At 64.4% G+C, this 20,075-nt stretch carries 16 protein-coding genes; 13 read left to right on the forward strand and 3 right to left on the reverse strand.

What is annotated here, in order from left to right; translation table 11 throughout:
• Positions 1-7 precede the first annotated feature (7 nt).
• The 4 genes from hutI to hutH are packed head-to-tail and all read left to right on the forward strand — an operon-like array spanning position 8 to position 5,457.
• Positions 8-1,243 (forward strand): imidazolonepropionase, encoded by a 1,236-nt coding sequence (hutI, locus tag AB5Y89_RS13585; RefSeq protein ID WP_323955373.1) that lies wholly within the window; start codon positions 8-10, stop codon positions 1,241-1,243.
• On the forward strand, positions 1,236-2,174 hold the full coding sequence (gene hutG / locus AB5Y89_RS13590; protein ID WP_048208866.1) for a formimidoylglutamase: 939 nt from the start codon (positions 1,236-1,238) through the stop codon (positions 2,172-2,174). The genes hutI and hutG overlap by 8 nt, the downstream gene beginning before the upstream one ends.
• 45 nt (positions 2,175-2,219) lie before the next feature.
• On the forward strand, positions 2,220-3,923 hold the full coding sequence (gene hutU / locus AB5Y89_RS13595; protein WP_104455120.1) for a urocanate hydratase: 1,704 nt from the start codon (positions 2,220-2,222) through the stop codon (positions 3,921-3,923).
• 1 nt (position 3,924) lies between these two features.
• Positions 3,925-5,457 carry a histidine ammonia-lyase gene (gene hutH, locus AB5Y89_RS13600; RefSeq protein ID WP_010672611.1) on the forward strand — a complete coding sequence of 511 codons (1,533 nt, stop codon included), beginning with the start codon at positions 3,925-3,927 and terminating at the stop codon, positions 5,455-5,457.
• Between the two features lie 198 nt (positions 5,458-5,655).
• Here hutH and AB5Y89_RS13605 read toward each other — a convergent pair whose 3' ends face one another.
• Positions 5,656-6,753, reverse strand: a complete 1,098-nt coding sequence (locus tag AB5Y89_RS13605) for a calcium:proton antiporter (RefSeq protein ID WP_010672612.1) — start codon at positions 6,751-6,753, stop codon at positions 5,656-5,658.
• Between the two features lie 151 nt (positions 6,754-6,904).
• Positions 6,905-8,440 carry an EAL domain-containing protein gene (locus AB5Y89_RS13610; protein ID WP_368223971.1) on the reverse strand — a complete coding sequence of 512 codons (1,536 nt, stop codon included), beginning with the start codon at positions 8,438-8,440 and terminating at the stop codon, positions 6,905-6,907.
• A 513-nt stretch (positions 8,441-8,953) separates the two neighbouring features.
• Here AB5Y89_RS13610 and AB5Y89_RS13615 point away from each other — a divergent pair.
• Positions 8,954-10,873 carry an EAL domain-containing protein gene (locus tag AB5Y89_RS13615; RefSeq protein ID WP_010672614.1) on the forward strand — a complete coding sequence of 640 codons (1,920 nt, stop codon included), beginning with the start codon at positions 8,954-8,956 and terminating at the stop codon, positions 10,871-10,873.
• Here the strand turns inward: AB5Y89_RS13615 and AB5Y89_RS13620 are convergent.
• On the reverse strand, positions 10,870-11,784 hold the full coding sequence (locus AB5Y89_RS13620) for a 1-aminocyclopropane-1-carboxylate deaminase/D-cysteine desulfhydrase (RefSeq protein WP_050498262.1): 915 nt from the start codon (positions 11,782-11,784) through the stop codon (positions 10,870-10,872). The two genes, AB5Y89_RS13615 and AB5Y89_RS13620, sit on opposite strands and share 4 nt — an antisense overlap.
• 120 nt (positions 11,785-11,904) lie before the next feature.
• Between AB5Y89_RS13620 and AB5Y89_RS13625 the strand changes: the two genes are divergently transcribed.
• From AB5Y89_RS13625 to mshE, 8 genes are all read left to right on the forward strand, one after another.
• Positions 11,905-12,768: an MSHA biogenesis protein MshI gene (locus tag AB5Y89_RS13625; RefSeq protein ID WP_128312908.1), complete on the forward strand. Its 864-nt coding sequence runs from the start codon at positions 11,905-11,907 to the stop codon at positions 12,766-12,768.
• Positions 12,768-13,361 (forward strand): PilN domain-containing protein, encoded by a 594-nt coding sequence (locus AB5Y89_RS13630; protein WP_010672617.1) that lies wholly within the window; start codon positions 12,768-12,770, stop codon positions 13,359-13,361. The genes AB5Y89_RS13625 and AB5Y89_RS13630 overlap by 1 nt, the downstream gene beginning before the upstream one ends.
• On the forward strand, positions 13,361-14,008 hold the full coding sequence (locus AB5Y89_RS13635) for an MSHA biogenesis protein MshJ (RefSeq protein ID WP_368223972.1): 648 nt from the start codon (positions 13,361-13,363) through the stop codon (positions 14,006-14,008). The genes AB5Y89_RS13630 and AB5Y89_RS13635 overlap by 1 nt, the downstream gene beginning before the upstream one ends.
• 55 nt (positions 14,009-14,063) lie before the next feature.
• On the forward strand, positions 14,064-14,366 hold the full coding sequence (locus AB5Y89_RS13640; protein WP_029313533.1) for an MSHA biogenesis protein MshK: 303 nt from the start codon (positions 14,064-14,066) through the stop codon (positions 14,364-14,366).
• 70 nt (positions 14,367-14,436) lie between these two features.
• Positions 14,437-16,113, forward strand: a complete 1,677-nt coding sequence (gene mshL, locus AB5Y89_RS13645) for a pilus (MSHA type) biogenesis protein MshL (RefSeq protein WP_368223973.1) — start codon at positions 14,437-14,439, stop codon at positions 16,111-16,113.
• 151 nt (positions 16,114-16,264) lie between these two features.
• Positions 16,265-17,155, forward strand: coding sequence for an ExeA family protein (locus AB5Y89_RS13650; protein WP_261999036.1), 891 nt, complete (start codon positions 16,265-16,267; stop codon positions 17,153-17,155).
• A complete protein-coding gene (locus AB5Y89_RS13655) occupies positions 17,152-18,288 on the forward strand; it encodes a tetratricopeptide repeat protein (RefSeq protein WP_244073156.1) in 1,137 nt (378 codons plus the stop codon). The genes AB5Y89_RS13650 and AB5Y89_RS13655 overlap by 4 nt, the downstream gene beginning before the upstream one ends.
• 73 nt (positions 18,289-18,361) lie before the next feature.
• On the forward strand, positions 18,362-20,074 hold the full coding sequence (gene mshE / locus AB5Y89_RS13660; protein ID WP_368223975.1) for an MSHA fimbrial ATPase MshE: 1,713 nt from the start codon (positions 18,362-18,364) through the stop codon (positions 20,072-20,074).
• Position 20,075 lies beyond the last annotated feature (1 nt).

Consider the following 20,075-nt stretch of genomic DNA (forward strand, 5'->3'; position numbering starts at 1 on the left):
GGTCGGTATGAACAAGGAACTGTTGAACTGCGAGCGGGTCTGGCTCAACGTGACACCCGCCACCCTGCGCCCCGATCTGGCGGACTACGGCCTGCTGGAGCCCCATGCCCTTGGCGTGCGGGATGGCAAGATCCACGCTCTGGTCCCCATGCAGGATCTCAAGGGCCCCTATGCCGCCTCCTGGCAGGACATGAAGGGGAAGCTGGTCACCCCCGGTCTCATCGATTGTCACACCCACCTCATCTTCGCCGGCAGCCGCGCCGAAGAGTTCGAACTTCGCCAGAAGGGAGTCCCCTATGCGGAGATTGCCCGCAAGGGGGGCGGTATCATCAGCACGGTGCGCGCCACCCGGGCAGCCAGCGAGGAGCGGCTCTATGAGCTGGCGTTGCCGCGGATCAAGTCCCTGATCCGGGAAGGGGTCACCACAGTCGAAATCAAGTCCGGCTACGGCCTCACCCTGGAAGACGAGCTCAAGATGTTGCGGGTGGCCCGTCGTCTGGGAGAGACGCAGCCCATCCGGGTCAAGACCACGCTGCTGGCGGCCCATGCGGTGCCGCCGGAGTATCGCGACGATCCCGACTCCTGGGTCGAGACCATCTGCCAGGAGATCATCCCGGCGGCGGCCGAGGCAGGTCTCGCGGATGCGGTGGATGTCTTCTGCGAGCACATCGGCTTCTCCCTTGCCCAGACCGAGCAGGTTTATCTGGCGGCGGATCAGTACAACCTCGCGGTGAAAGGGCACATGGATCAGCTCTCCAACCTGGGGGGCAGCACGCTCGCCGCTCACTTCGGTGCCCTCTCGGTGGATCATCTGGAATATCTGGATCAGGACGGGATCCAGGCGCTAGCCCACCGTGGCGTGGTCGCCACCCTGCTGCCCACCGCTTTCTATTTCCTCAAGGAGACCAAGCTGCCCCCGGTCGCCGCCTTGCGCAAGGCGGGGGTACCCATGGCTGTCTCTTCCGACATCAACCCGGGCACGGCCCCCATCGTCTCCCTGCGCATGGCCATGAACATGGCCTGCACCCTGTTTGGCCTGACCCCGGTGGAGGCCATGGCCGGGGTGACCCGCCACGCCGCCAGGGCGCTCGGCGAGCAGGAACGGCTGGGGCAGCTCAAGGTCGGCATGCTGGCGGATTTCCTTGTCTGGAACTGCGGCCATCCGGCCGAGTTCAGCTACCTCATCGGCGTCGATCAGCTGGTGAGCCGTGTGGTCAACGGGGAGGAAACCCTTCATGGATAAGTTCAACGGGATCGACATGTCGGTCTGGCAGGGGCGTCAGGATCCCGAAGACGGCGAGCTGGCCCTGCGCTGGCACGATAGGGTGCAACCCTGGCAGGGGAATCGCGAACCCGGCGTGGTGCTGCTCGGCTTTGCCTGTGACGAAGGGGTCCGCCGCAACAAGGGGCGGGTCGGCGCGGCCGGTGCACCGCTGGCGGTGCGCAAGCTGCTGGCCAACACGGCCTGGCATCTGGGCGCCCCCGTCTATGACGGCGGGGATCTGGCCTGTGAGGACGGCGATCTCGATGCCGCCCACGGGCGCTTGGCCGAACGGGTGGCGAGTGCGCTGGATCAGGGACACTTCCCCCTGGTGCTGGGAGGCGGCCACGAGGTGGCGTTTGGCAGCTGGAGCGGCCTGAACCGTCATCTTGGCGGCGAAGGGCGGGTCGGGATCATCAATTTCGACGCCCACTTCGATCTGCGCATGAAACAGGAGCAGGCGAGCTCGGGCACCCCCTTCTTCCAGATTGCCGAGCAGTGTGCTGCCCAGGGCACCCCCTTTCACTATGCCTGTCTCGGGGTGGCCGAAACCGCCAATACCGCGGCGCTCTTTGCCCGCGCCGAGGCGCTGGGAGTCTGGCACGTGCTGGACGAAGCGATGACGCCGACCGAACTGCCAGCCTTGCTAGGCGGGCTGGATGCCTTCATCGCCCGTTGCGACCACCTCTATCTCACCATCGATCTCGACGTGCTGCCGGCGGCGGTGATGCCGGGAGTGAGCGCTCCCGCCGCTCGCGGCGTGGAGCTGGCGGTCATCGAACCGCTTATCGCCCATATCCGGGCCAGCGGCAAGCTCAGGCTCGCCGATCTGGCCGAGTACAACCCGAACCTGGATCAGGACAACCGCAGTGCCCGCGTGGCCGCGCGCCTGGTTCACCAGTTGACCAAGTAGTGGCGCACCGCGCCGCCTGACTACATCGCTAAACAAGGAGTGTCTATGTCTGTACAACACCAGGATCCCCGCCACGATCCGAGCCGCGTGATCCGTGCTCCCCACGGCACCCAGCTGACCGCCAAGAGCTGGCTCACCGAAGCGCCACTGCGGATGCTGATGAACAACCTGGATCCGGATGTTGCCGAGCATCCCCAGTCCCTGGTGGTGTACGGCGGCATCGGCCGCGCCGCCCGCAACTGGGCCTGCTATGACAAGATCGTCGAGGTGCTGACCCGGCTCGAGGACGATCAGACCCTGCTGGTGCAATCCGGCAAGCCGGTCGGGGTGTTCCAGACCCACAAGGATGCGCCGCGGGTGCTCATCGCCAACTCCAACCTGGTGCCCCACTGGGCCAACTGGGAGCACTTCAACGAGCTCGACAAGAAGGGTCTGATGATGTACGGCCAGATGACCGCCGGCTCCTGGATCTACATCGGCACCCAGGGCATCGTGCAGGGCACCTACGAAACCTTCTTCGCGGTGGCCAACCAGCACTTCAACGGCGAGCCCAAGGGGCGATGGATCCTGACCGGCGGGCTCGGCGGCATGGGCGGCGCCCAGCCCCTGGCCGCCACCATGGCCGGTTTCTCCATGATCGCCGTGGAGTGCGACGAGACCCGTATCGATTTCCGTCTGCGTACCCGCTACGTCGACAAGAAGGCCCACAGCCTGGATGAGGCGCTGGCCATGGTCGAGGAGGCCAAACGCAGCGGTACCGCCGTCTCCGTCGGCCTGCTCGGCAACGCCGCCGACGTCTTCGCCGAGCTGGTGGCTCGCGGCATCACGCCGGACGTGGTGACCGACCAGACCTCCGCCCATGACCCGGTACACGGCTACCTGCCCCAGGGCTGGAGCGTGGCCCAATGGCGCGATCTGCAAAAGAGCGCACCGGATGAGGTCAACGTGGCGGCTCGCCGCTCCATGGCCCGTCAGGTCGAAGCCATGCTGACCCTGCAATCCCGCGGCGCCGCCACGCTCGATTACGGCAACAACATCCGCCAGATGGCGCTGGAAGAGGGGGTCAAGAATGCCTTCGACTTCCCGGGCTTCGTGCCGGCCTACATCCGCCCGCTGTTCTGCGAGGGTATTGGCCCGTTCCGCTGGGTGGCGCTCTCCGGCGACCCGGAAGACATCTACAAGACAGATCAGAAAGTGAAAGAGCTGATCCCGGACGATCCCCACCTGCACAACTGGCTCGACATGGCCCGCGAGCGCATCGCCTTCCAGGGCCTGCCGGCGCGGATCTGCTGGGTCGGTGTCAAGGATCGGGTGCGCCTGGGCCTGGCCTTCAACGAGATGGTGAAGAATGGCGAGCTGAAGGCTCCGGTCGTCATCGGCCGTGACCACCTTGACTCCGGCTCGGTGGCGAGCCCGAACCGCGAGACCGAATCCATGATGGATGGTTCCGACGCCGTTTCCGACTGGCCGCTGCTCAACGCCCTGCTCAACACAGCCGGCGGCGCGACCTGGGTTTCCCTGCACCACGGTGGCGGGGTCGGCATGGGCTTCTCCCAGCACTCCGGCGTGGTGATCGTCTGTGACGGCACCGACGATGCCGCCAAGCGGGTCGGCCGCGTGCTGCGCAACGACCCGGCCACCGGGGTGATGCGTCACGCCGACGCCGGCTATGAGATTGCCATCAACTGTGCCCATGAGGCGAAACTGGATCTGCCGATGATCGACGCCACCGGCAAAGGGGTGAAATAAGATGTTCGAACTCAATCTGCAACCGGGCAAACTCTGCCTCGCCACCCTGCGCCGTGTCAGCCGCGAGCCGGTACACGTCAGCCTGGATCCGGCTGCCCTGGCGGGGATCCACGCCTCCGCCGCCGTGGTCACCAAGGTGATCGAGCAAAACCGGGTGGTCTATGGCATCAACACCGGCTTTGGCCTGCTGGCCAATACCCGGATCCCGGTGGAGCAGCTGGACGAGCTGCAGCGTTCCATCGTGCTCTCCCATGCGGCAGGGATTGGCGAGTACATGGATGACGCCACCGTGCGGTTGATGATGGTGCTCAAGGTCAACTCGCTCGCCCGTGGCTTCTCCGGCATCCGGCTGACGGTGCTCGAGGCCCTGATGACCCTCATCAACGCCGAGGTCTACCCCGTGGTGCCGAAGAAGGGCTCTGTCGGCGCCTCCGGCGATCTGGCGCCCCTGGCCCACATGAGCTGCCTGCTGATCGGTGAAGGCAAGGCCCGTCACAAGGGCGAACTGATCGACGCCGCCACTGCCCTGAAGATTGCCGGGCTGGAGCCCATCGCCCTGGCGCCGAAAGAGGGGCTGGCCCTGCTCAACGGCACCCAGGCGAGCACCGCCTTCGCGCTGGAAGGGCTGTTCCATGCCGAGGATCTCTACGCCGGCGCCATCACCATCGGTGCCATGAGCGTTGAAGCGGCGCTGGGCAGCCGCCGGCCGTTCGATGCCCGCATCCACGAGGTGCGCGGTCAGCGCGGCCAGATCGATGCGGCCGCCTGCTACCGCCACCTGCTGGTGGACGGCAGCGAGATCGGCATGTCCCACCACAACTGCGAGAAGGTGCAGGATCCTTACTCCCTGCGCTGCCAGCCCCAGGTGATGGGTGCCTGCCTGACCCAGATCCGTCAGGCCGCCGAGGTGCTGGTGTGCGAGGCGAACGCGGTCTCCGACAACCCCCTGGTGTTTGCCGAGGATGAGGAGATCATCTCCGGCGGCAACTTCCACGCAGAACCCGTGGCCTTTGCCGCCGACAACCTGGCCCTGGCCATCGCCGAGATCGGGTCGCTGTCCGAGCGGCGCATGGCGCTGCTCATCGACTCGCGCATGTCCGGCCTGCCGGCCTTCCTGGTGAACAACGGCGGGGTGAACTCCGGTTTCATGATCGCCCAGGTCACTTCGGCGGCCCTGGCCTCCGAGAACAAGACCCTGGCCCATCCGGCCTCGGTGGACAGCCTGCCCACCTCGGCCAACCAGGAGGACCACGTCTCCATGGCCACCTTCGCCGGTCGCCGGCTGGCGGACATGGCCGAGAACACCCGTGGCATCCTGGCGGTGGAACTGCTGGCAGCGGCCCAGGGGCTCGACTTCCGCGCTCCCCTGCGCTCCACCGAGCTCATCGAGCTGGCCAAGGGCCGTCTGCGGGAAGAGGTCAGCTTCTATGACAAGGACAGGTACTTTGCACCGGACATCGAGGCGGCCGCCGCCCTGCTGGGCCGTGCCAGCTACAACGACCTGATCCCGGCCGGGACCCTGCCCAGCCTCTGAATTGGAGCCTGAGCAAACCATAAATAAGACCGCCCATGGGGCGGTCTTTTCATTTCTGGGCTTTGGGCGCCGCTCCTGTGCTTGGCCATCGGAAGCGGGCAGCGCAGAGTGGCAGCAGACAGAGGCGGCGGCTTTATCCGTGTTCAAACATCCGGAACAGATAAACCACGAACAGCACTGGGGTGAGTGCTGGCAGCCTTATCCGTGTTCAAACATCAGGAACAGGTAAACGACAAACAGCACAAGATGGGTGGCGCCGTGCAGGGCGTGGGTGCGGCCGCTGCTGAAGGTCACTTTACAGACCATGAGGGTGGTGATGAGCAGCACCATGTCGGCAGGGGAGAGGCCCAGGCGCACTTCCTGCCCCATCAGGGAGCCGATGAAGAGCACGGAGGGTACCGTGAGGGCGATGGTGGCCAGCACGGAGCCGAAGTAGAGATTCATGGCCCGCTGCAACTGGTTGTTGAAGGCCGCCTTGATGGCGCCGACCGCTTCGGGGGCCAGTACGATACAGGCGACGATGAAACCACCCAGCGCCATCGGGGCTTCCATCACGTGCACCCCGTAGTTGATGGGGATGGCCAGGGTCTTGGCCAGCAGGATCACCACCACCAGGTAGGCGAGCAGCAAGAGGGTGTGATAGACGTTGCTCTGCAGCGGGCCGTGGTGATCCTCGAGATCTTCGTGATCGCTGTCGACGAAGAAGTGGCTGTGGCTGCGGGTCTGGATCAGCAGGAAGACACCATAGAGCAGGATGGAGATGATGATCAGCATCCATGACATGGCCTTGGAGAGGCTGCCCAGAGTGCCGCCCTGGGTGAAGTTCGGCAGGACCAGACAGAGCAGTGCCAGGGGAATGATGGCCACCAGATAGGATTTGACCCCGTCCAGATTGAAGTTCTGGGTGTGATAGCGCCAGCCGCCAAACAGCAGGGTGAAGCCCACCAGACCGTTGGTGACCAGCATCACCACCGCGAACATGGTGTCCCGGGCCATGGTGGGATTGGGATCGCCGGTCAGCATGACGGAGGAGATCATCACCACTTCCAGGGAGATGACCGAGAGGGTCAGGATCAGGGTACCGAAGGGTTCCCCGAGCTTGATGGCGAGGGCGTCAGAGTGACGCACGACGGAGAAGATGGCCCAGGTCACGATGGCAAGCAGGGCCAGCGACACCGGCAGGTAGACCGCAAGGGGGGTTGTCTCTGCCAGCAGGTCGCTCCCCAGGGTTTTGAAGAAGAGCAGGGTCAGCAGACCGGCAGGCAGAGCAATCTCTTGTCGGATAAAAGACTTCATAGGCAGTGGTTCTCATCTCGGGGCGGCCTCGGCCGACGGGGTATGGAGCGACTTGGTGCACCCAAGGTGCACAGACCCATGATAAGGGGAGATGCTCCTCATGCGGAGCATCATTTTGTTGCAGAGGGTGAGAGGCGGGGCAGATACCGCCTCAGTGCGGGTCGGAGGGGCTGGTTGTCTCGCCCTCTTGCCATGCCATCAGCCAGATCTTCAGTTTGCTCAGGGGCATGGGCTTGGCATAGACGTAGCCCTGGATCAGGTGGACTCCGTGGCGATGCAGATAATCCACCTGCTCCTGGGTTTCGACCCCTTCGGCGATCATCTCCATGCCCGATTTGAGGCCGAAAGCGATGGTGGCATCCAGCACGCTGCGCTTGAGGTCGTCCGTGCCTATGGTATCCACGAACATCTTGTCGATCTTGATCTGGCGAATGCCGAGCCGTTGCAAGTAGGCAAAGCCGCCATAGCCGGTGCCGAAGTCATCCAGCTTGAAGTGATAGCCCCTCTCCTGCAGAGCTGCGATCTCCGCCATGGCCCCCTGGATGTGCTTGATGGGATCCCGCTCGGTGAGTTCGAAGGTGAGGCGGGCCGGCGAGGGCCAGCCATGGCGCTGCAACTGGGTGCGCAGACGAGGTTGCTCGATATGGCCCGCCACCAGATTGACGCTGACCCACTGATGCGGGGCCAGGACGGGGAGATCCGCCAGGATGCGCTCCAGCAGTTGATCCGTCATCGGCAGGATGAGCCCCTGCTCTTCCGCATAGGCGATGAAGGTGCCTGGCGACACCAGATCCCGTCCTCGCTGCCAGCGCAGCAAGGCCTCGAATCCCACTACCCTTCGGTTTCTGCTGTCCACTATGGGCTGATAGAAGGGGATGAACTCCCGCCGAGCCAGCCCTCTTTGCAGCAATCCTTTGAGGGATCGCCGGTAGTTTCTAAGGCCCCAGTAGAGGGCCGCCAGCAGCGCCCCCAGCGCCCCGGCCGACCAGAGGCCATCGCGGTGTATCTGTGAGCGGGCGTAGCGTTTCAGTGCCTCGCCAGCCCAGAGGGTCTGTTCCACCTGATGCTGGGGATCGAAACTGAGTAGCCGCATCGGGTTTGTCTCTTCTCGAATGTGCTTGTTGCCACGGGGGAAAAAGAGCCCGAACTGGGCCGGGTGCTTATGGTTGAACTCCAGATAGAAACAGTCGTTGCAGGGGGTACGCAGCAGCTCATGGCTCCAGCTGCTGTCGAGCACCCAATAGGCCAGATTGCCGTTGCGTCTCGCATAGACCAGGGTTTCGCGTTCGGTATCGAACATGGGGGCCGTGCTGGATATATGAAAGTCGGGGGAGACCGGTATGCCGGCGTCGGCAAGCTGGGGCAGGGCGGGGCCCAGGGTGGAGCAGCCGCTCCCGTTGGCAAGCTGCAGGCCGGCCAGGCGAATATGGCGGTTGTAATACTGGGGTGAGCGCAGCAGCGCCATGTCTTTGGGGCCGCAATCGAAGGCAAAGTGGGCGAGTTGAGCGGGGACATCGTGATCCAGGAGCTGGTTGCGCTCCTGCTGGTAGTCGAGCAGAGCCCTTTCCTTTGTCTGCAACAGGTGGTGAGCCAGCTTGTCGCTCAACAGGGGGGTGAGCAACAGCAACAGCAGCGGGGGCAAACAGAAGAGGCCCAGAGGAATCCATAACGGAGATCGTGCAGACATGGTGAGCACCCTTCTTCCCTGAAATGAAACAACTCGATTGAGACTCAAGCATCATAGCATTAGCTGCATCGATTTGAGCCAAGTTGGTCACACTTGGAACAAAAACGATAATTAATTGATAAATAAAGGATATGGCTACAAACCTGAACAAGATTCAATCGCTGACCTGTCATAAATGACAATTGTCCAGCTTATCTGAAGTGGCTAAAGTAGCGGTGCGGTTTGACTCACCGTGTGTTCAATACTCCTGTATCTATTTTTGTCAGTAGCACAGAGTGTTAGTTTTGATATGAGTGTTTCTTTTGGTCCCCGTTGTGGGACCATTTTTCTGTCCGCTCCTCAGCCTGTGTCCCCTCGTTCTCTCCCTTGATGCCTCTTGTGCGGCCCGCACAACGGCGCCGCATGACGCATCCGCCCGCTTATTTGCAGAAGCGGGATCTTCATCCATAGGCGGCGTTTGGTCTGGGCTGATACCATGATGCCCTATGGATGCTGTCGGCTACGGAAAGGCACATGAAACTGACCACTCAACTCGTCTCTTTTATTACGCTGTGCGTGATCTCGGCCATGGCCATGGTGATGCTCGGCGGGGTCTTCAGTTTCCGCCAGATGGGAATGGAGCTGCAGCAGAACCGGGTCGACTCCCTGGTGGAGATCATCGACAAGCAGCTCGGGGTGACCGATGACCAGCAAGCCCTTGCCCGCTGGCTGCCCTCCCTGTTGCGGGCCTCCCATGTGGTGGAGCTGGAGATCCGTCAGGACAAGCAGCGGGTCTACTGGTTTCGCGATGTGCAGCAGCAGACGGACGAGAGCCTGCTGATCGCCTACAGCGAGGCGATCCCCAATCAGGCCGGGATGCGGGCCGACTTCAAGCTGGACAGGCCGTTCAAGGAGTTCGAGTACTCCATGAAGGCGATGTTCGGCATCTCTCTGGGTATCTTCATCGTGGTGTTCGGGCTCTGGTACTCCATCCGCTGGCTGCGTCAGCAGTTGCGCGGTGCCGAGCTGCTGGCGGAGCGTGCCCAGCTGATCCTGGATGGCAAGCTGACCAAGCTGGCCCATGACCCTGCCGAGGAGTGGCCTGTTTCGGCCAGTCAGGCCCTCACCCATCTGCTGACCGAGCTGGCCGACGCCCGCAAGGAGCGCAGCCGCTTCGACAACTTCATCCGCAGCAACGCCTTCGTCGACAAGACGACGGGCATCGGCAACCGCCTCTTCTTCGACAATCGGCTGGAGAGCGCCATCATGGAGGCAAGCGTGATCAGCGGCGGCGTGCTGCTGATCGAGCTGGCCGGTCTGGAGGAGCTGGATCCCGAGCTGAGCGGGCGCCCGAGCCAGGAACTCCTGATGGAGGCGAGCGCCACCATCGCCGCCTTCGTGCGCAAGCACAGCGGAGCCTTGCAGGCGCGCTATGCCGGTCAGGTCTTTGCCGTGCTGCTGCCAAACATGTCAGAGAGCGAGATGGTGGACGGTGCCAGCCAATTGCTCAAGAGTCTGCAACGACTGCACTGGCCCGAAGCGGTCAATGCCGACACCGCCGTCTATCTCGGTGCGGTCTGCTATCAGGCACAGGATTCCCTGCTCAAGGTGCAGGAAGAAGCGGAGCTGGCGCTCAAGAGCGCGCGCCTGCAAGGACACAGCGGCTGGTTCCTGTTCGAGAAATCCCTCAACGAGGAAGCGAGCAGCAAGGGAACGGTGCGCTGGCGCACCCTGATCAGCCGTCGCATCGAGGAGCAGGGCATCGACTTCTACGTCCAGCCTGTGCAGCAGGAGCGGGATCAGGTGGTGTTGCAGCAGGAGCTGCTCATCCGCCTTCACGACGAGCAGGGCCGGGAGCTGCAGGCGGGGGTCTTCATGCCCATGGCGGAGAAGGCCGGTCTGTTGCTGCCGCTGGACAGACTGGTGGTGGCCCGAGCCTTGCGACTGCTGCGCCAGCGACCGGCATCGAGCTGCCCTATCAGCCTCTCTCTGTGCGCCCAGAACCTGCTCACCCGCGAGTTCCAGCGCGAGCTCTTCTTCGAGCTGTTCCAGTTGCCGCGCAGTACCAACGAGGGGTTGATCCTGCAGTTGTCGGAGTCCCAGGTGACCCGCCACTACGAAGCCCTCAAGCGGCCGCTTCGGGCGATGCGCATGCTGGGGTGCAGGCTGGCCATCGATCATGCGGGCCAGGACGTGGTGAGCACCCAGTACATCAAGGAGTTCGAGATCCACTTCCTCAAGCTGCACCCCAGCCTGGTGCGGGAGATCCACCTGCGCCAGGTCAACCAGATGGCGGTACGCAGTCTGGTGGGGGGCTGTGCCAATACCCAGGCCCGGGTCATCGCGGTGGGGGTGGAGAGTGGCGACGAGTGGAAGATGCTGCGACACCTGGGCGTGCATGCCGGTCAAGGTCCCTGGTTTGCCGACCCCGAGCCCCTCAACCTGCCTGACTAGCGCCCCGGCCGGGGTGACAGGCGGCCCTGCTCCTGCAGGCCCGCCAGCCCCTGCAAGCCACCGGTGTGGATGAAGATGATCTTGCTGCCGCGTGCAATGCGGCCTGCCGCCAGTTCGCGAAACAGCCCCCACATCGCCTTGCCACTGTAGATGGGTTCCAGCGGCAAGCCGGTTTCGGCACTGAATGCCTGCACCCATTGCCAGAGTGCCGGACTGAACCTGGCATAGCCGCCGTCGTGGTGATCCAGCGCAATGCGCCAGCCCGGGGTGGTGGCCGCCGCCGGATGCAACCGGCATACCTCGCCGGTGATGAAGTCGGCCCCCTTGAGCACCGCGATGGCCAGGATCTGCTCCTGCGCCCGCTTGCCCGCGATGAGCCCCGCCAGGGTGCCGCCGCTGGCGCAGGGCAGCACCCAGAGATCCGGCGAGAAGGGCACCTCGTCGACCAGCTCGGCCACCCCGGGGATGGCCAGCGGGCTGCTGCCTCCTTCCGGTACCAGCAGGGTGTCGTCATCCTCGAACCGGGCAAGCCATTCGGGATCCTGGCGCCGGCGATAGTCCTGGCGGTCGACAAAAACGAGATCCATGCCCCAGCCTTTGGCCGCTTTCAGGGTGGGATTGCTGACGGTATCCCCTTCACCGCGTATGATGCCCGTGGTGCGCAGTCCCAGTCTGAGTCCTGCTGCGGCCAGGGCGTGGATGTGATTGGAGTAGGCGCCGCCAAAGGAGAGGATGTGGCCCTTGCCCAGCATCTGTGCCTGTTGCAGATGGTATTTGAGCTTTCGCCACTTGTTGCCGGAGAGGGTCGGGTGGATCAGATCGTCCCGCTTGCACCAGAGCGTGACGTCATGGGCTGCCAGCAGAGGATGCCGGATCCGGTGCAGGGGGGAGGGGAGCTGAAGGGGGGCCATGGGATCGTCTCCCGTGGGTGCCAGCGTGGTCGTCGATGCGTCGTTTGTCATAAAGTTGGAGGCTAATAGCCTGTTTATGTTAAGGTTTAGTCCGTTTTACGCGGCCAGGTGAAGATCCAGATGAAGTCACTGTTCAGACGTTCTCCCTCCAGCCATCAGGTCGGGATCCTGCTGGCCAGCGATCGCATTCTGCTGGCCTGCGTGGACCCCGTTCCCGTGTTTGCCAGCCAGCCTGTCAACGGCCCCCACGACTGGTCCAAGGCCCTGGCCGAGCTGTTTTCCCGACACGGTCTGGCCAAGTCTAAGGTGCGGGTGGCCCTCGCGGCCAGCCTTTATCAGCAGATCCAGATCGACAAGCCTGCCGTCCCCGATGCCGAGATGGCGGGGGCCCTGCCCTGGGCCATCAAGGATTTCGTCAACGAGCCGGTGTTGCAGCTCGCCATGGATTATGTGGACCTGCCGACGCCCCCTGCCGGGCGTCCGCGCATCAACGTTGTCTGCATGCCCAAGAGCCGGGTGCAGCAGGTGGCGGATGCGGTCAACGGCGCGGCGACCCTGGAGGCCATCGTCAGTGACGAGCTGGCCATGACGGCCCTCTACGAGGCGGACCAGATGGTGCGCATGCTGCTCTGGCAACCCCGGGGGCAGGAGCTGCAACTGCTGGTCTTCCATCGGGGCGGACTCTGTTTCTCCCGCCAGTTGCGCGGATTTGCGAGCCTCACCGGCAGCCAAGAGCCAGATGCCGACCAGCTCGACGCGCTGGCGCTGGAGATCCAGCGATCCATCGATTATCTGGCTGGCCATCTCAAGCTGCCCGAGCCCGGCCAGTTGCAACTGGCCATCGCCTCCTCCGCCATGGGGGTACTGGTGCGTCACCTGGAACAGACATTCGGTTTCCCGGTGTCGGCCATGGCAAACAAGGCGGTACTGGCAGGAGTCGAATACCTCAGTGCCTATGGCGCGGCCCTGGGCAGGAGCGACTGATGAAACACCATATCAACCTCTATGGCGCCGAATTCCGGCCAAGACGTCTGTGGGCCAGCCTGCCCCAGATGGCGTTGGTCTGGGGCGGCGTCCTGGTGCTGCTGCTGGGGGCCACCCTCTTCTATGGCTGGCAACAGCAGGGCCTCGATCGTGAATTGGCTGGCGTGCGGGCACAGCTCGACGTGCAGCGCGGCGAGGCCAGGCGTCTCGATGCGGAGCTGGCGCGCCATCTGGCGAATGCAGACTTGCAGCGGCAACTGGCCGACAAGCGGGAAGAGCTGGGGGCGAAACAGGCGCTGATGCAGCAGCTTGGCCACCTCTCCCTGCAAAAATCCCAGGGCTATGCGGGGGTGATGGCGGACCTGGCCCGCCTGCGGGATCCCCGTCTCTCCCTGCAACGGATCGAAATAAGCGACGGGCGCATCAACCTCGCGGGCGTGGCCGAACGCAGTCAGGACGTGCCCGCCTGGGTGAACCGCTTCAAGCAGACCCCCTCCCTGGCGGGCAAGCAGTTTGGCGAGCTCACCCTGAGTCGGGACAAGGAGGGCCAGCTTGCCTTCCAGCTTAGTGGCATAGCGCGGGAGACTCCCTGATGGACATGAAGGCACAATGGCAGGGATGGGCGCAGCAGATCGCAGCCCTCAGCCTGCGTGAGCGGATCCTCATTCTGTTGACCGGGGTTGTGCTGCTCGGGGCCATGGGCATCTATGGCTGGCTGGATGACGCCGACACCCGGCTGGGCCAGGATCGGCAGGCCCTGGCTGCGGCGCAGCGGGATCTGGAGATCCTGACCATGGAAAACCAGGGCAAGCAGGCCAGGCTGGGGCGGGATCCCGATGCCCAGGTACGCGAGCAGCTCGCCGGCGTCGAGACGTCCCTGCGCCAGATGGATGCCGAGCTGCTGGCTCAGACGGTGGATCTGATCCCCGCCCACGAAATGCCCGCTGTGCTGGAAGCCCTGTTGTCCCGCTCCGCCAACCTGCATATGCTGGCGCTCACCTCCCTCAAGCCCGAGCCGCTGATGGCCGGGGAGCAGAAGGTGAACCTGTTCAGGCACGGCATCCGGCTTCAGCTGGAGGGCGGCTATTTCGATGTCTACCAGTACCTGAAAGCGCTCGAAGCCCTGCCTCGCCACTTCTACTGGAAGGGCTTTGACTACCGGGTGGTCGAGCATCCCAAGGCGGCGGTAGCGATGGAGATCTACACCCTCAGCACCAGCAAGGAGTTCATCCGTGGTTAAGCGGCATGTCGGCGGGACGGGATCCCGCATTTTTGCCTTCCCATCCTGGCGCTGGCTGGCCCTGTGGGGGAGCCTGCTCGCGCTGCAGGCCCAGGCCGAGGTGCTGCAGGATCCCACCATGCCCCTGGCGGGATCCGGCTCGGCGGCGAGTGTCGCCAAGGAGGCCGGTCTGCCCAGGTTGCAGAGCGTCATCCTGGGGAGCGGGCCCGCCCTGGCGGTGCTCGACGGTCAAAGCTACCGGGTCGGCCAGCAGGTCAACGGATTCCGGCTGGTTGGGATCAGCGCCGACAGCGTGGTGCTGGAAAAAGCGGGCAAACGCCAGACACTGACCCTGTTTGGCAGCAAGATCCGGATGTGAAGTGGGTGTCGCACGGGATGGTGCGGGCCAGGTTTGTCGAGTTTCATAGCGAGTCAGGTGCACGAATAACATGAAAAAACACCCTTTTTGTCTGCTTCCCCTCGCGCTGGCGGTGGCGGGTTGCACTACCTATCGTCACCCCGAGCCGGTACAGGCCAAAGATGCACTCAAGCAGGCGATGAGCGAGCAGAGCCCGACCGCCCCCCTGACTTCCCTGCCGCCCTCGGTGCAGAGCGAGCTGTTGCAGCTCAATCGTCCCCAGCAGCCGATGACCATTCCCGAGAAGCGGATGCGCATCGCGGCCCATGACGTGGACGCGGTGGAGTTCTTCGGCTCCCTGTTCAAGGGCTCCCGCTACAGCGTGGCGGTCCATCCCGGTGTGGCGGGCGTCATTTCGGTAGAGCTCAAGGATGTGACCCTGCAGGAGGCGCTGGCGACCGTCGGCGACATGTACGGCTTCGACGTACAGCGCAAGGGCAACGTGTTCCACGTCTATCCCGCCGGTCTGCGTACCGAGACCATTCCGGTCAACTACCTGATGATGGCCCGGCGCGGTCTCTCCCGTACCTCGGTGAGCACAGGCGGGGTGACGGCCAACGACAACAACAATGGCAATAACAACAACTTCGACAACGGCCTGAACAACAGCGGCAACAACAACAGCCAGGGCAACACCGCCAGCGGTGACAACAACACCAACAGCAACGGCACCCGCATCGAGACGGACAGCAACAACGACTACTGGACCGATCTGCGGGATGCCCTGCAGACCCTGATCGGCACAGGGGAAGGGCGGGCCGTCATCACCAGTCCCCAGGCGGGCCTGGTCACGGTGCGTGCCTATCCCAAGGAGCTCAAGGCGGTGCGCGAGTTCCTGGACCAGTCCGGCGAACACCTCAAGCGCCAGGTGGTGCTGGAGGCGCGGATCCTGGAAGTGTCCCTCAACGAGGGTTATGAGCAGGGGGTGGACTGGAGCGGCCTCTCCGCGAGTTGGGACGGCGGCAAGGGCATCACGGGGGGCGGCTCCCTCATGGACAGCCCCATCGCTTCGACCCCCAACCAGATCTTCCGGGCTCTGGGGGGCGGCGCCGGTTTCACCATCTCCGATGGCAACTTCAACGTCGCGGTCAGCCTGCTCAAGACCCAGGGGGACGTGAACACCCTCTCCAGCCCGCGCGTGACGGCTACCAACAACCAGAAAGCGGTGATCAAGGTGGGGACGGACGAATACTTCGTCACCAACGCCTCTACCACCACCACCACCTCGGGGACTTCGGCCCCCATCGTCACCCCGAACGTGGAGCTGACCCCCTTCTTCTCGGGGATAGCCCTGGACGTGACGCCTCAGATCGACGAGCAGGGCAAGGTATTGCTGCATATCCACCCCTCCGTCATCGACACCGAGGAGCAGAGCAAGACCATCAGCGTCGGCACCGCCGATCCCCTGGTGTTGCCGCTGGCCAAGAGCTCCATCCGCGAGTCCGATACCGTGGTGCAGGCCAACAATGGGGACATCATCGTCATCGGTGGTCTGATGAAGACCGACAGGCAGGAGATTGTCAGCAAGGTGCCCCTGCTGGGTGACATCCCCTGGATCGGCGAGGCCTTCACCAACCGTCGGGAGAGCAACCGCAAGGTGGAGCTGGTGATCCTGCTCAAGCCCACCGTGGTGGAAAAAGACACCTGGCAGAAAGAGCTGCAACGCTCCTCCGAGCTGCTCGATAAATGGTATCCCCCCAAGGGCTGATCCGGGATGACACGCCTGTTGAGCACTCCTTCTCCCATGTGGCGGCGCCTCCCGGCTGCCGCCAGTCTGCCCTGCCCGACGGCGGTAGCGCCATGTCGCTGATCCGGGGCTGTCTGCGGCTGTGCGCCCGGGACTCTGGCCGGGAGGGTGCATGTATCTGAGTCACTTCGGACTGCGCGAAGCCCCCTTCGGCCTGACCCCGAACACCGGTTTCTATTACGGCCTGCCCCCCCACGAGGAGGCCATGCAGGTGCTCAACTGGGCGCTTTCCCAGGGGGAGGGGTTCATCAAGGTGACCGGCGAGGTCGGCACCGGCAAGACCCTGCTTTGTCGCAAACTGCTGAGCGAGCTCGGCTCCGAGGCCTGCCCGGTGCGCCTGGCCTGGCTGCCCAACCCCCATCTCACTCCGGGGGAGCTGCGCACGGCCCTGGCCCTGGAGCTGGGGTTGACGCTGGCGGGGGAGAGCGAGCTGGATCTCACGGATCGTATTCACCGCCATCTGATCTCCCTGCATCGGCAGGGGAGCCGGGTGGTGGTGCTGATCGACGAGGCGCAAGCCCTGCCGGACGAGACCCTGGAGGCAATCCGGCTGTTTGGCAACCTGGAAACCGAATCCAGCAAGCTGCTGCAAATCGTGTTGTTCGGCCAGCCCGAGCTGGATGCCAGGCTCGGGCAGCCCCGTCTTCGCCAGTTGCGCCAGCGCATCGGTTTTTCCTACCGCCTGCGGCCGCTGCGGCTCGACGAGACCCGGGCCTATCTGGAGTACCGGCTGCAGGTGTCCGGCTATCGCGGGGCCGCCCTGTTCGATGGCCTCGCCCTTCGCAGGCTGTGGCGCGCATCCCGCGGCATTCCCCGCCTCATCAACATACTGGCGCAGAAGTGCCTGATGCTGGCCTATGGTCGCGGTGTGCGGCGGATCGACAGCGCCCTGGTCCGGCTCGCCATCCGGGATACCGATGATGCCCGCCGTGGCCGTCTCACCCTCTGGTGGCCCCTGTTGTTGTTTCTGGGCACCGCCCTGGCGTATGGAGTCTGGTCATGAGCGTGATCAATCAGATGCTGAAAGATCTGGATAGGCGTCAGCAAGAGGCCGAGGGAGCCGCCGTCTATGTGGCGCCGGTGCGCCAGCAAGGCTGGTGGATGCTGGTGCTGACTCTGCTGTGTACCCTGGCCCTGGGGATCCTCGGCTGGCGCACCTGGATCTTCTGGCAGCAGAGCCAGCGAGCCTCCCTGCCAGCGGCGCAGGTCGAGGCCCCCCGCACCGCCCCTGCGGTGGCGCCATCCGCGCCCCTGGCGGTGGTGGCCACCACGCAGGCGGTCTCCTCTGCTGCGCCAGTGGCAAAGGTGCCCGCCGCCAGTGCCGAGTCGACCGCCGCGAGAGTGGCCCCCTCCGCAGCCGAGCAGGCTCCGGCCGATGAGGCCGTGCTCGCCGATGAGGGCAATCCGCAGGAAGCGCTGGGGGACGAGACGATCCCGAGCGACGAGGAGCTGCAGCCGGACCTCTATGCCGAGCTGGCCGCGGAGCAGAGCGCCGAAGAGGCGCCTGCACCCGCCGCGCCGCGCAAACCCGGGATCCTGAAGATCGAGACGGTGGAACTCTCCGACGCCGAGCTGGCCACCCTGGCCGAGCGCAAGGCGACCACGGCCATGGCCAAGGGACGGATGCAGGAGGCGCAGGATGGCTACTACGAAGTGCTGGCCCACGATCCCCACAACCAGGGGGCGCGGGAACAGCTGGCGGGCCTGCTCTATGGCGCAGGACGGCTGACCGAGGCCGCCCAGGTGCTGGAAGAGGGGCTGAGGCTGGATCCCGCGCAGGCGGACCTGCGTCTGCTGCTGGCCCGTGTGGCCATCAGCGGCGGGGATCGGCAGAAGGCGCTGGATTGGCTCACCGGCTATCAGCCCGATATCGCCAGCAATCTGGATTATTACGCCACCTGGGCCGGCCTTGCCCAGGAGCTGGGGCAGCCTGTCCAGGCGTCCGAGATGTACGTCAGGCTGCTGCGCCAGCAGCCGGATCAGGGGCGCTGGTGGCTGGGACTGGGGGTGGCGGAGGATGGTCAGGGACATCGTCAGCGGGCACTGGATGCCTATCGCAATGCCCAGTTGCACGGCAATCTGGGGGAGGCCTCCACCCAATGGCTCGAACAACGAATTGGCCAACTGACCCATTGATAGAACGGCAGTTCGATGAGCCCATGCCATCGGACAAGGCAGCGGGCGTGAAGCAACAGAGATCGGAGCAATAATGGCACAACCCAGACTGAAAATGCGCCTAGGCGACCTGCTGGTACAGGAACAGATCATCTCGGATGATCAGCTGCAGCTCGCCCTGCAGCAGCAGCGCCAGACCGGCCGCAAGCTGGGGACCACCCTCATCGATCTCGGCTTCATCAGCGAGGTGCAACTGCTGACCTTCCTCGCCCGTCAGCTGGATGTGCCCTTCTTCGATCTCAACAACCTCACCATCGACGTCTCGGCCGTGGCGCTGTTGCCCGAGGTGCAGGCGCGCCGCTACCGGGCGCTGGCCGTCAACCTGAGCGACGACAAGGTCACCGTGGTGATGTCGGATCCGGCGGATCTGAGCGCCCTCGACGCCATCGCTGCCCTGCTCAGCCCGCGGGAGCTGGTGCTGGCCGTGGCCCGTGAAGGCCAGCTGCTGGAGTATTTCGACCGCCTCTATCGCCGCACCCGGGAGATAGAGAACTTCGCGGTGCAACTGCACGAAGAGCACCAGGAGACCGGCTTCGAGCTGGGGGCCGGCAGCCTCAATGCCGCAACCGATGAGGGGGAGGCGACGGTGGCCAAGCTGCTGCGCTCCCTGTTCGAGGACGCGGTACAGGTGGGGGCCTCCGACATCCATATCGAACCGGACGAGAAGGTGCTGCGCATTCGCCAGCGTATCGACGGCGTGCTGCACGAGAACATCCTGAGCGAGGTGCGCATTGCCCAGGCGCTGGTGCTGCGCCTCAAGCTGGTGGCCGGGCTCGACATCTCGGAGAAGCGTCTGCCCCAGGATGGCCGTTTCAACATGAAGGTGCGCGGCCGCGACGTGGATGTGCGGATGTCCACCATGCCGGTGCAGTATGGCGAGTCCGTGGTGATGCGGCTGCTGGATCAATCCTCCGGCATCTTGTCGCTCGCCGAGACCGGGATGCCGCCCGCCATCCTGACCCGCTTCCGCCGTCAGCTCAAACGCCCTCACGGCATGATCCTGGTGACGGGCCCGACCGGTAGCGGCAAGACCACGACGCTCTACGGCGCCCTCTCCGAGCTCAACCAGGCCAGCCACAAGATCATCACGGTGGAAGACCCGGTGGAGTACCGTCTGCCCCGCATCAGCCAGGTGCAGGTCAATCCCAAGATAGGGCTCACCTTCTCCCAGGTGCTGCGCTCCACCCTGCGCCAGGATCCGGACATCCTGCTGGTGGGGGAGATGCGGGACAACGAGACGGTGGAGATCGGCCTGCGCGGCGCCATCACGGGCCACCTGGTGCTGACCACCTTGCACACCAACGACGCCGTGACCAGCGCCCTGCGTCTCATCGACATGGGGGCGCCCGGCTATCTGGTGGCGAGCGCCCTGCGGGCCGTGGTGGCCCAGCGCCTGGTGCGGCGGGTGTGTGAACACTGCGCCTGCGAGACGGCGCCGGACGAGGGGCAGGCCACCTGGCTCTCGGTGCTCTCCGGTGAAGCGCCGGGCCAGCATCGCTATCGCAAGGGGCGGGGCTGCCAGAGCTGCAACTTCACCGGCTATGCGGGCCGGATCGGGGTCTACGAGCTGCTGGAGCTGGATCAATCCATGATGGATGCCCTGCGCCGCAACGATGCCGAGGGGTTTGCCCGGGCGGCACGGGCGCACGAGCACTACCGCCCCCTGGCCCTGACGGCGCTCGACTATGCCCGCGAGGGGATTACCTCGGTGGACGAGGTGCTTCGGCTGGCCGAGGACCTGGGGTAAC

Source organism: Aeromonas sp. s4, assembly GCF_040907855.1.
Taxonomy (GTDB): domain Bacteria; phylum Pseudomonadota; class Gammaproteobacteria; order Enterobacterales; family Aeromonadaceae; genus Aeromonas; species Aeromonas caviae.

Excerpts from the sequence above, each read along its gene's own strand:
- AB5Y89_RS13605 (WP_010672612.1), bottom strand. The coding sequence starts at position 6,753 with ATGAAGTCTTTTATCCGACAAGAGATTGCTCTGCCTGCCGGTCTGCTG.
- hutU (WP_104455120.1), top strand. The coding sequence starts at position 2,220 with ATGTCTGTACAACACCAGGATCCCCGCCACGATCCGAGCCGCGTGATC.
- hutG (WP_048208866.1), top strand. The coding sequence starts at position 1,236 with ATGGATAAGTTCAACGGGATCGACATGTCGGTCTGGCAGGGGCGTCAG.
- AB5Y89_RS13630 (WP_010672617.1), top strand. The coding sequence starts at position 12,768 with ATGAAACACCATATCAACCTCTATGGCGCCGAATTCCGGCCAAGACGT.
- AB5Y89_RS13625 (WP_128312908.1), top strand. The coding sequence starts at position 11,905 with ATGAAGTCACTGTTCAGACGTTCTCCCTCCAGCCATCAGGTCGGGATC.
- AB5Y89_RS13620 (WP_050498262.1), bottom strand. The coding sequence starts at position 11,784 with ATGGCCCCCCTTCAGCTCCCCTCCCCCCTGCACCGGATCCGGCATCCT.
- AB5Y89_RS13615 (WP_010672614.1), top strand. The coding sequence starts at position 8,954 with ATGAAACTGACCACTCAACTCGTCTCTTTTATTACGCTGTGCGTGATC.
- hutI (WP_323955373.1), top strand. The coding sequence starts at position 8 with ATGAACAAGGAACTGTTGAACTGCGAGCGGGTCTGGCTCAACGTGACA.
- AB5Y89_RS13655 (WP_244073156.1), top strand. The coding sequence starts at position 17,152 with ATGAGCGTGATCAATCAGATGCTGAAAGATCTGGATAGGCGTCAGCAA.
- hutH (WP_010672611.1), top strand. The coding sequence starts at position 3,925 with ATGTTCGAACTCAATCTGCAACCGGGCAAACTCTGCCTCGCCACCCTG.
- mshE (WP_368223975.1), top strand. The coding sequence starts at position 18,362 with ATGGCACAACCCAGACTGAAAATGCGCCTAGGCGACCTGCTGGTACAG.
- mshL (WP_368223973.1), top strand. The coding sequence starts at position 14,437 with ATGAAAAAACACCCTTTTTGTCTGCTTCCCCTCGCGCTGGCGGTGGCG.
- AB5Y89_RS13650 (WP_261999036.1), top strand. The coding sequence starts at position 16,265 with ATGTATCTGAGTCACTTCGGACTGCGCGAAGCCCCCTTCGGCCTGACC.
- AB5Y89_RS13610 (WP_368223971.1), bottom strand. The coding sequence starts at position 8,440 with ATGTCTGCACGATCTCCGTTATGGATTCCTCTGGGCCTCTTCTGTTTG.
- AB5Y89_RS13635 (WP_368223972.1), top strand. The coding sequence starts at position 13,361 with ATGGACATGAAGGCACAATGGCAGGGATGGGCGCAGCAGATCGCAGCC.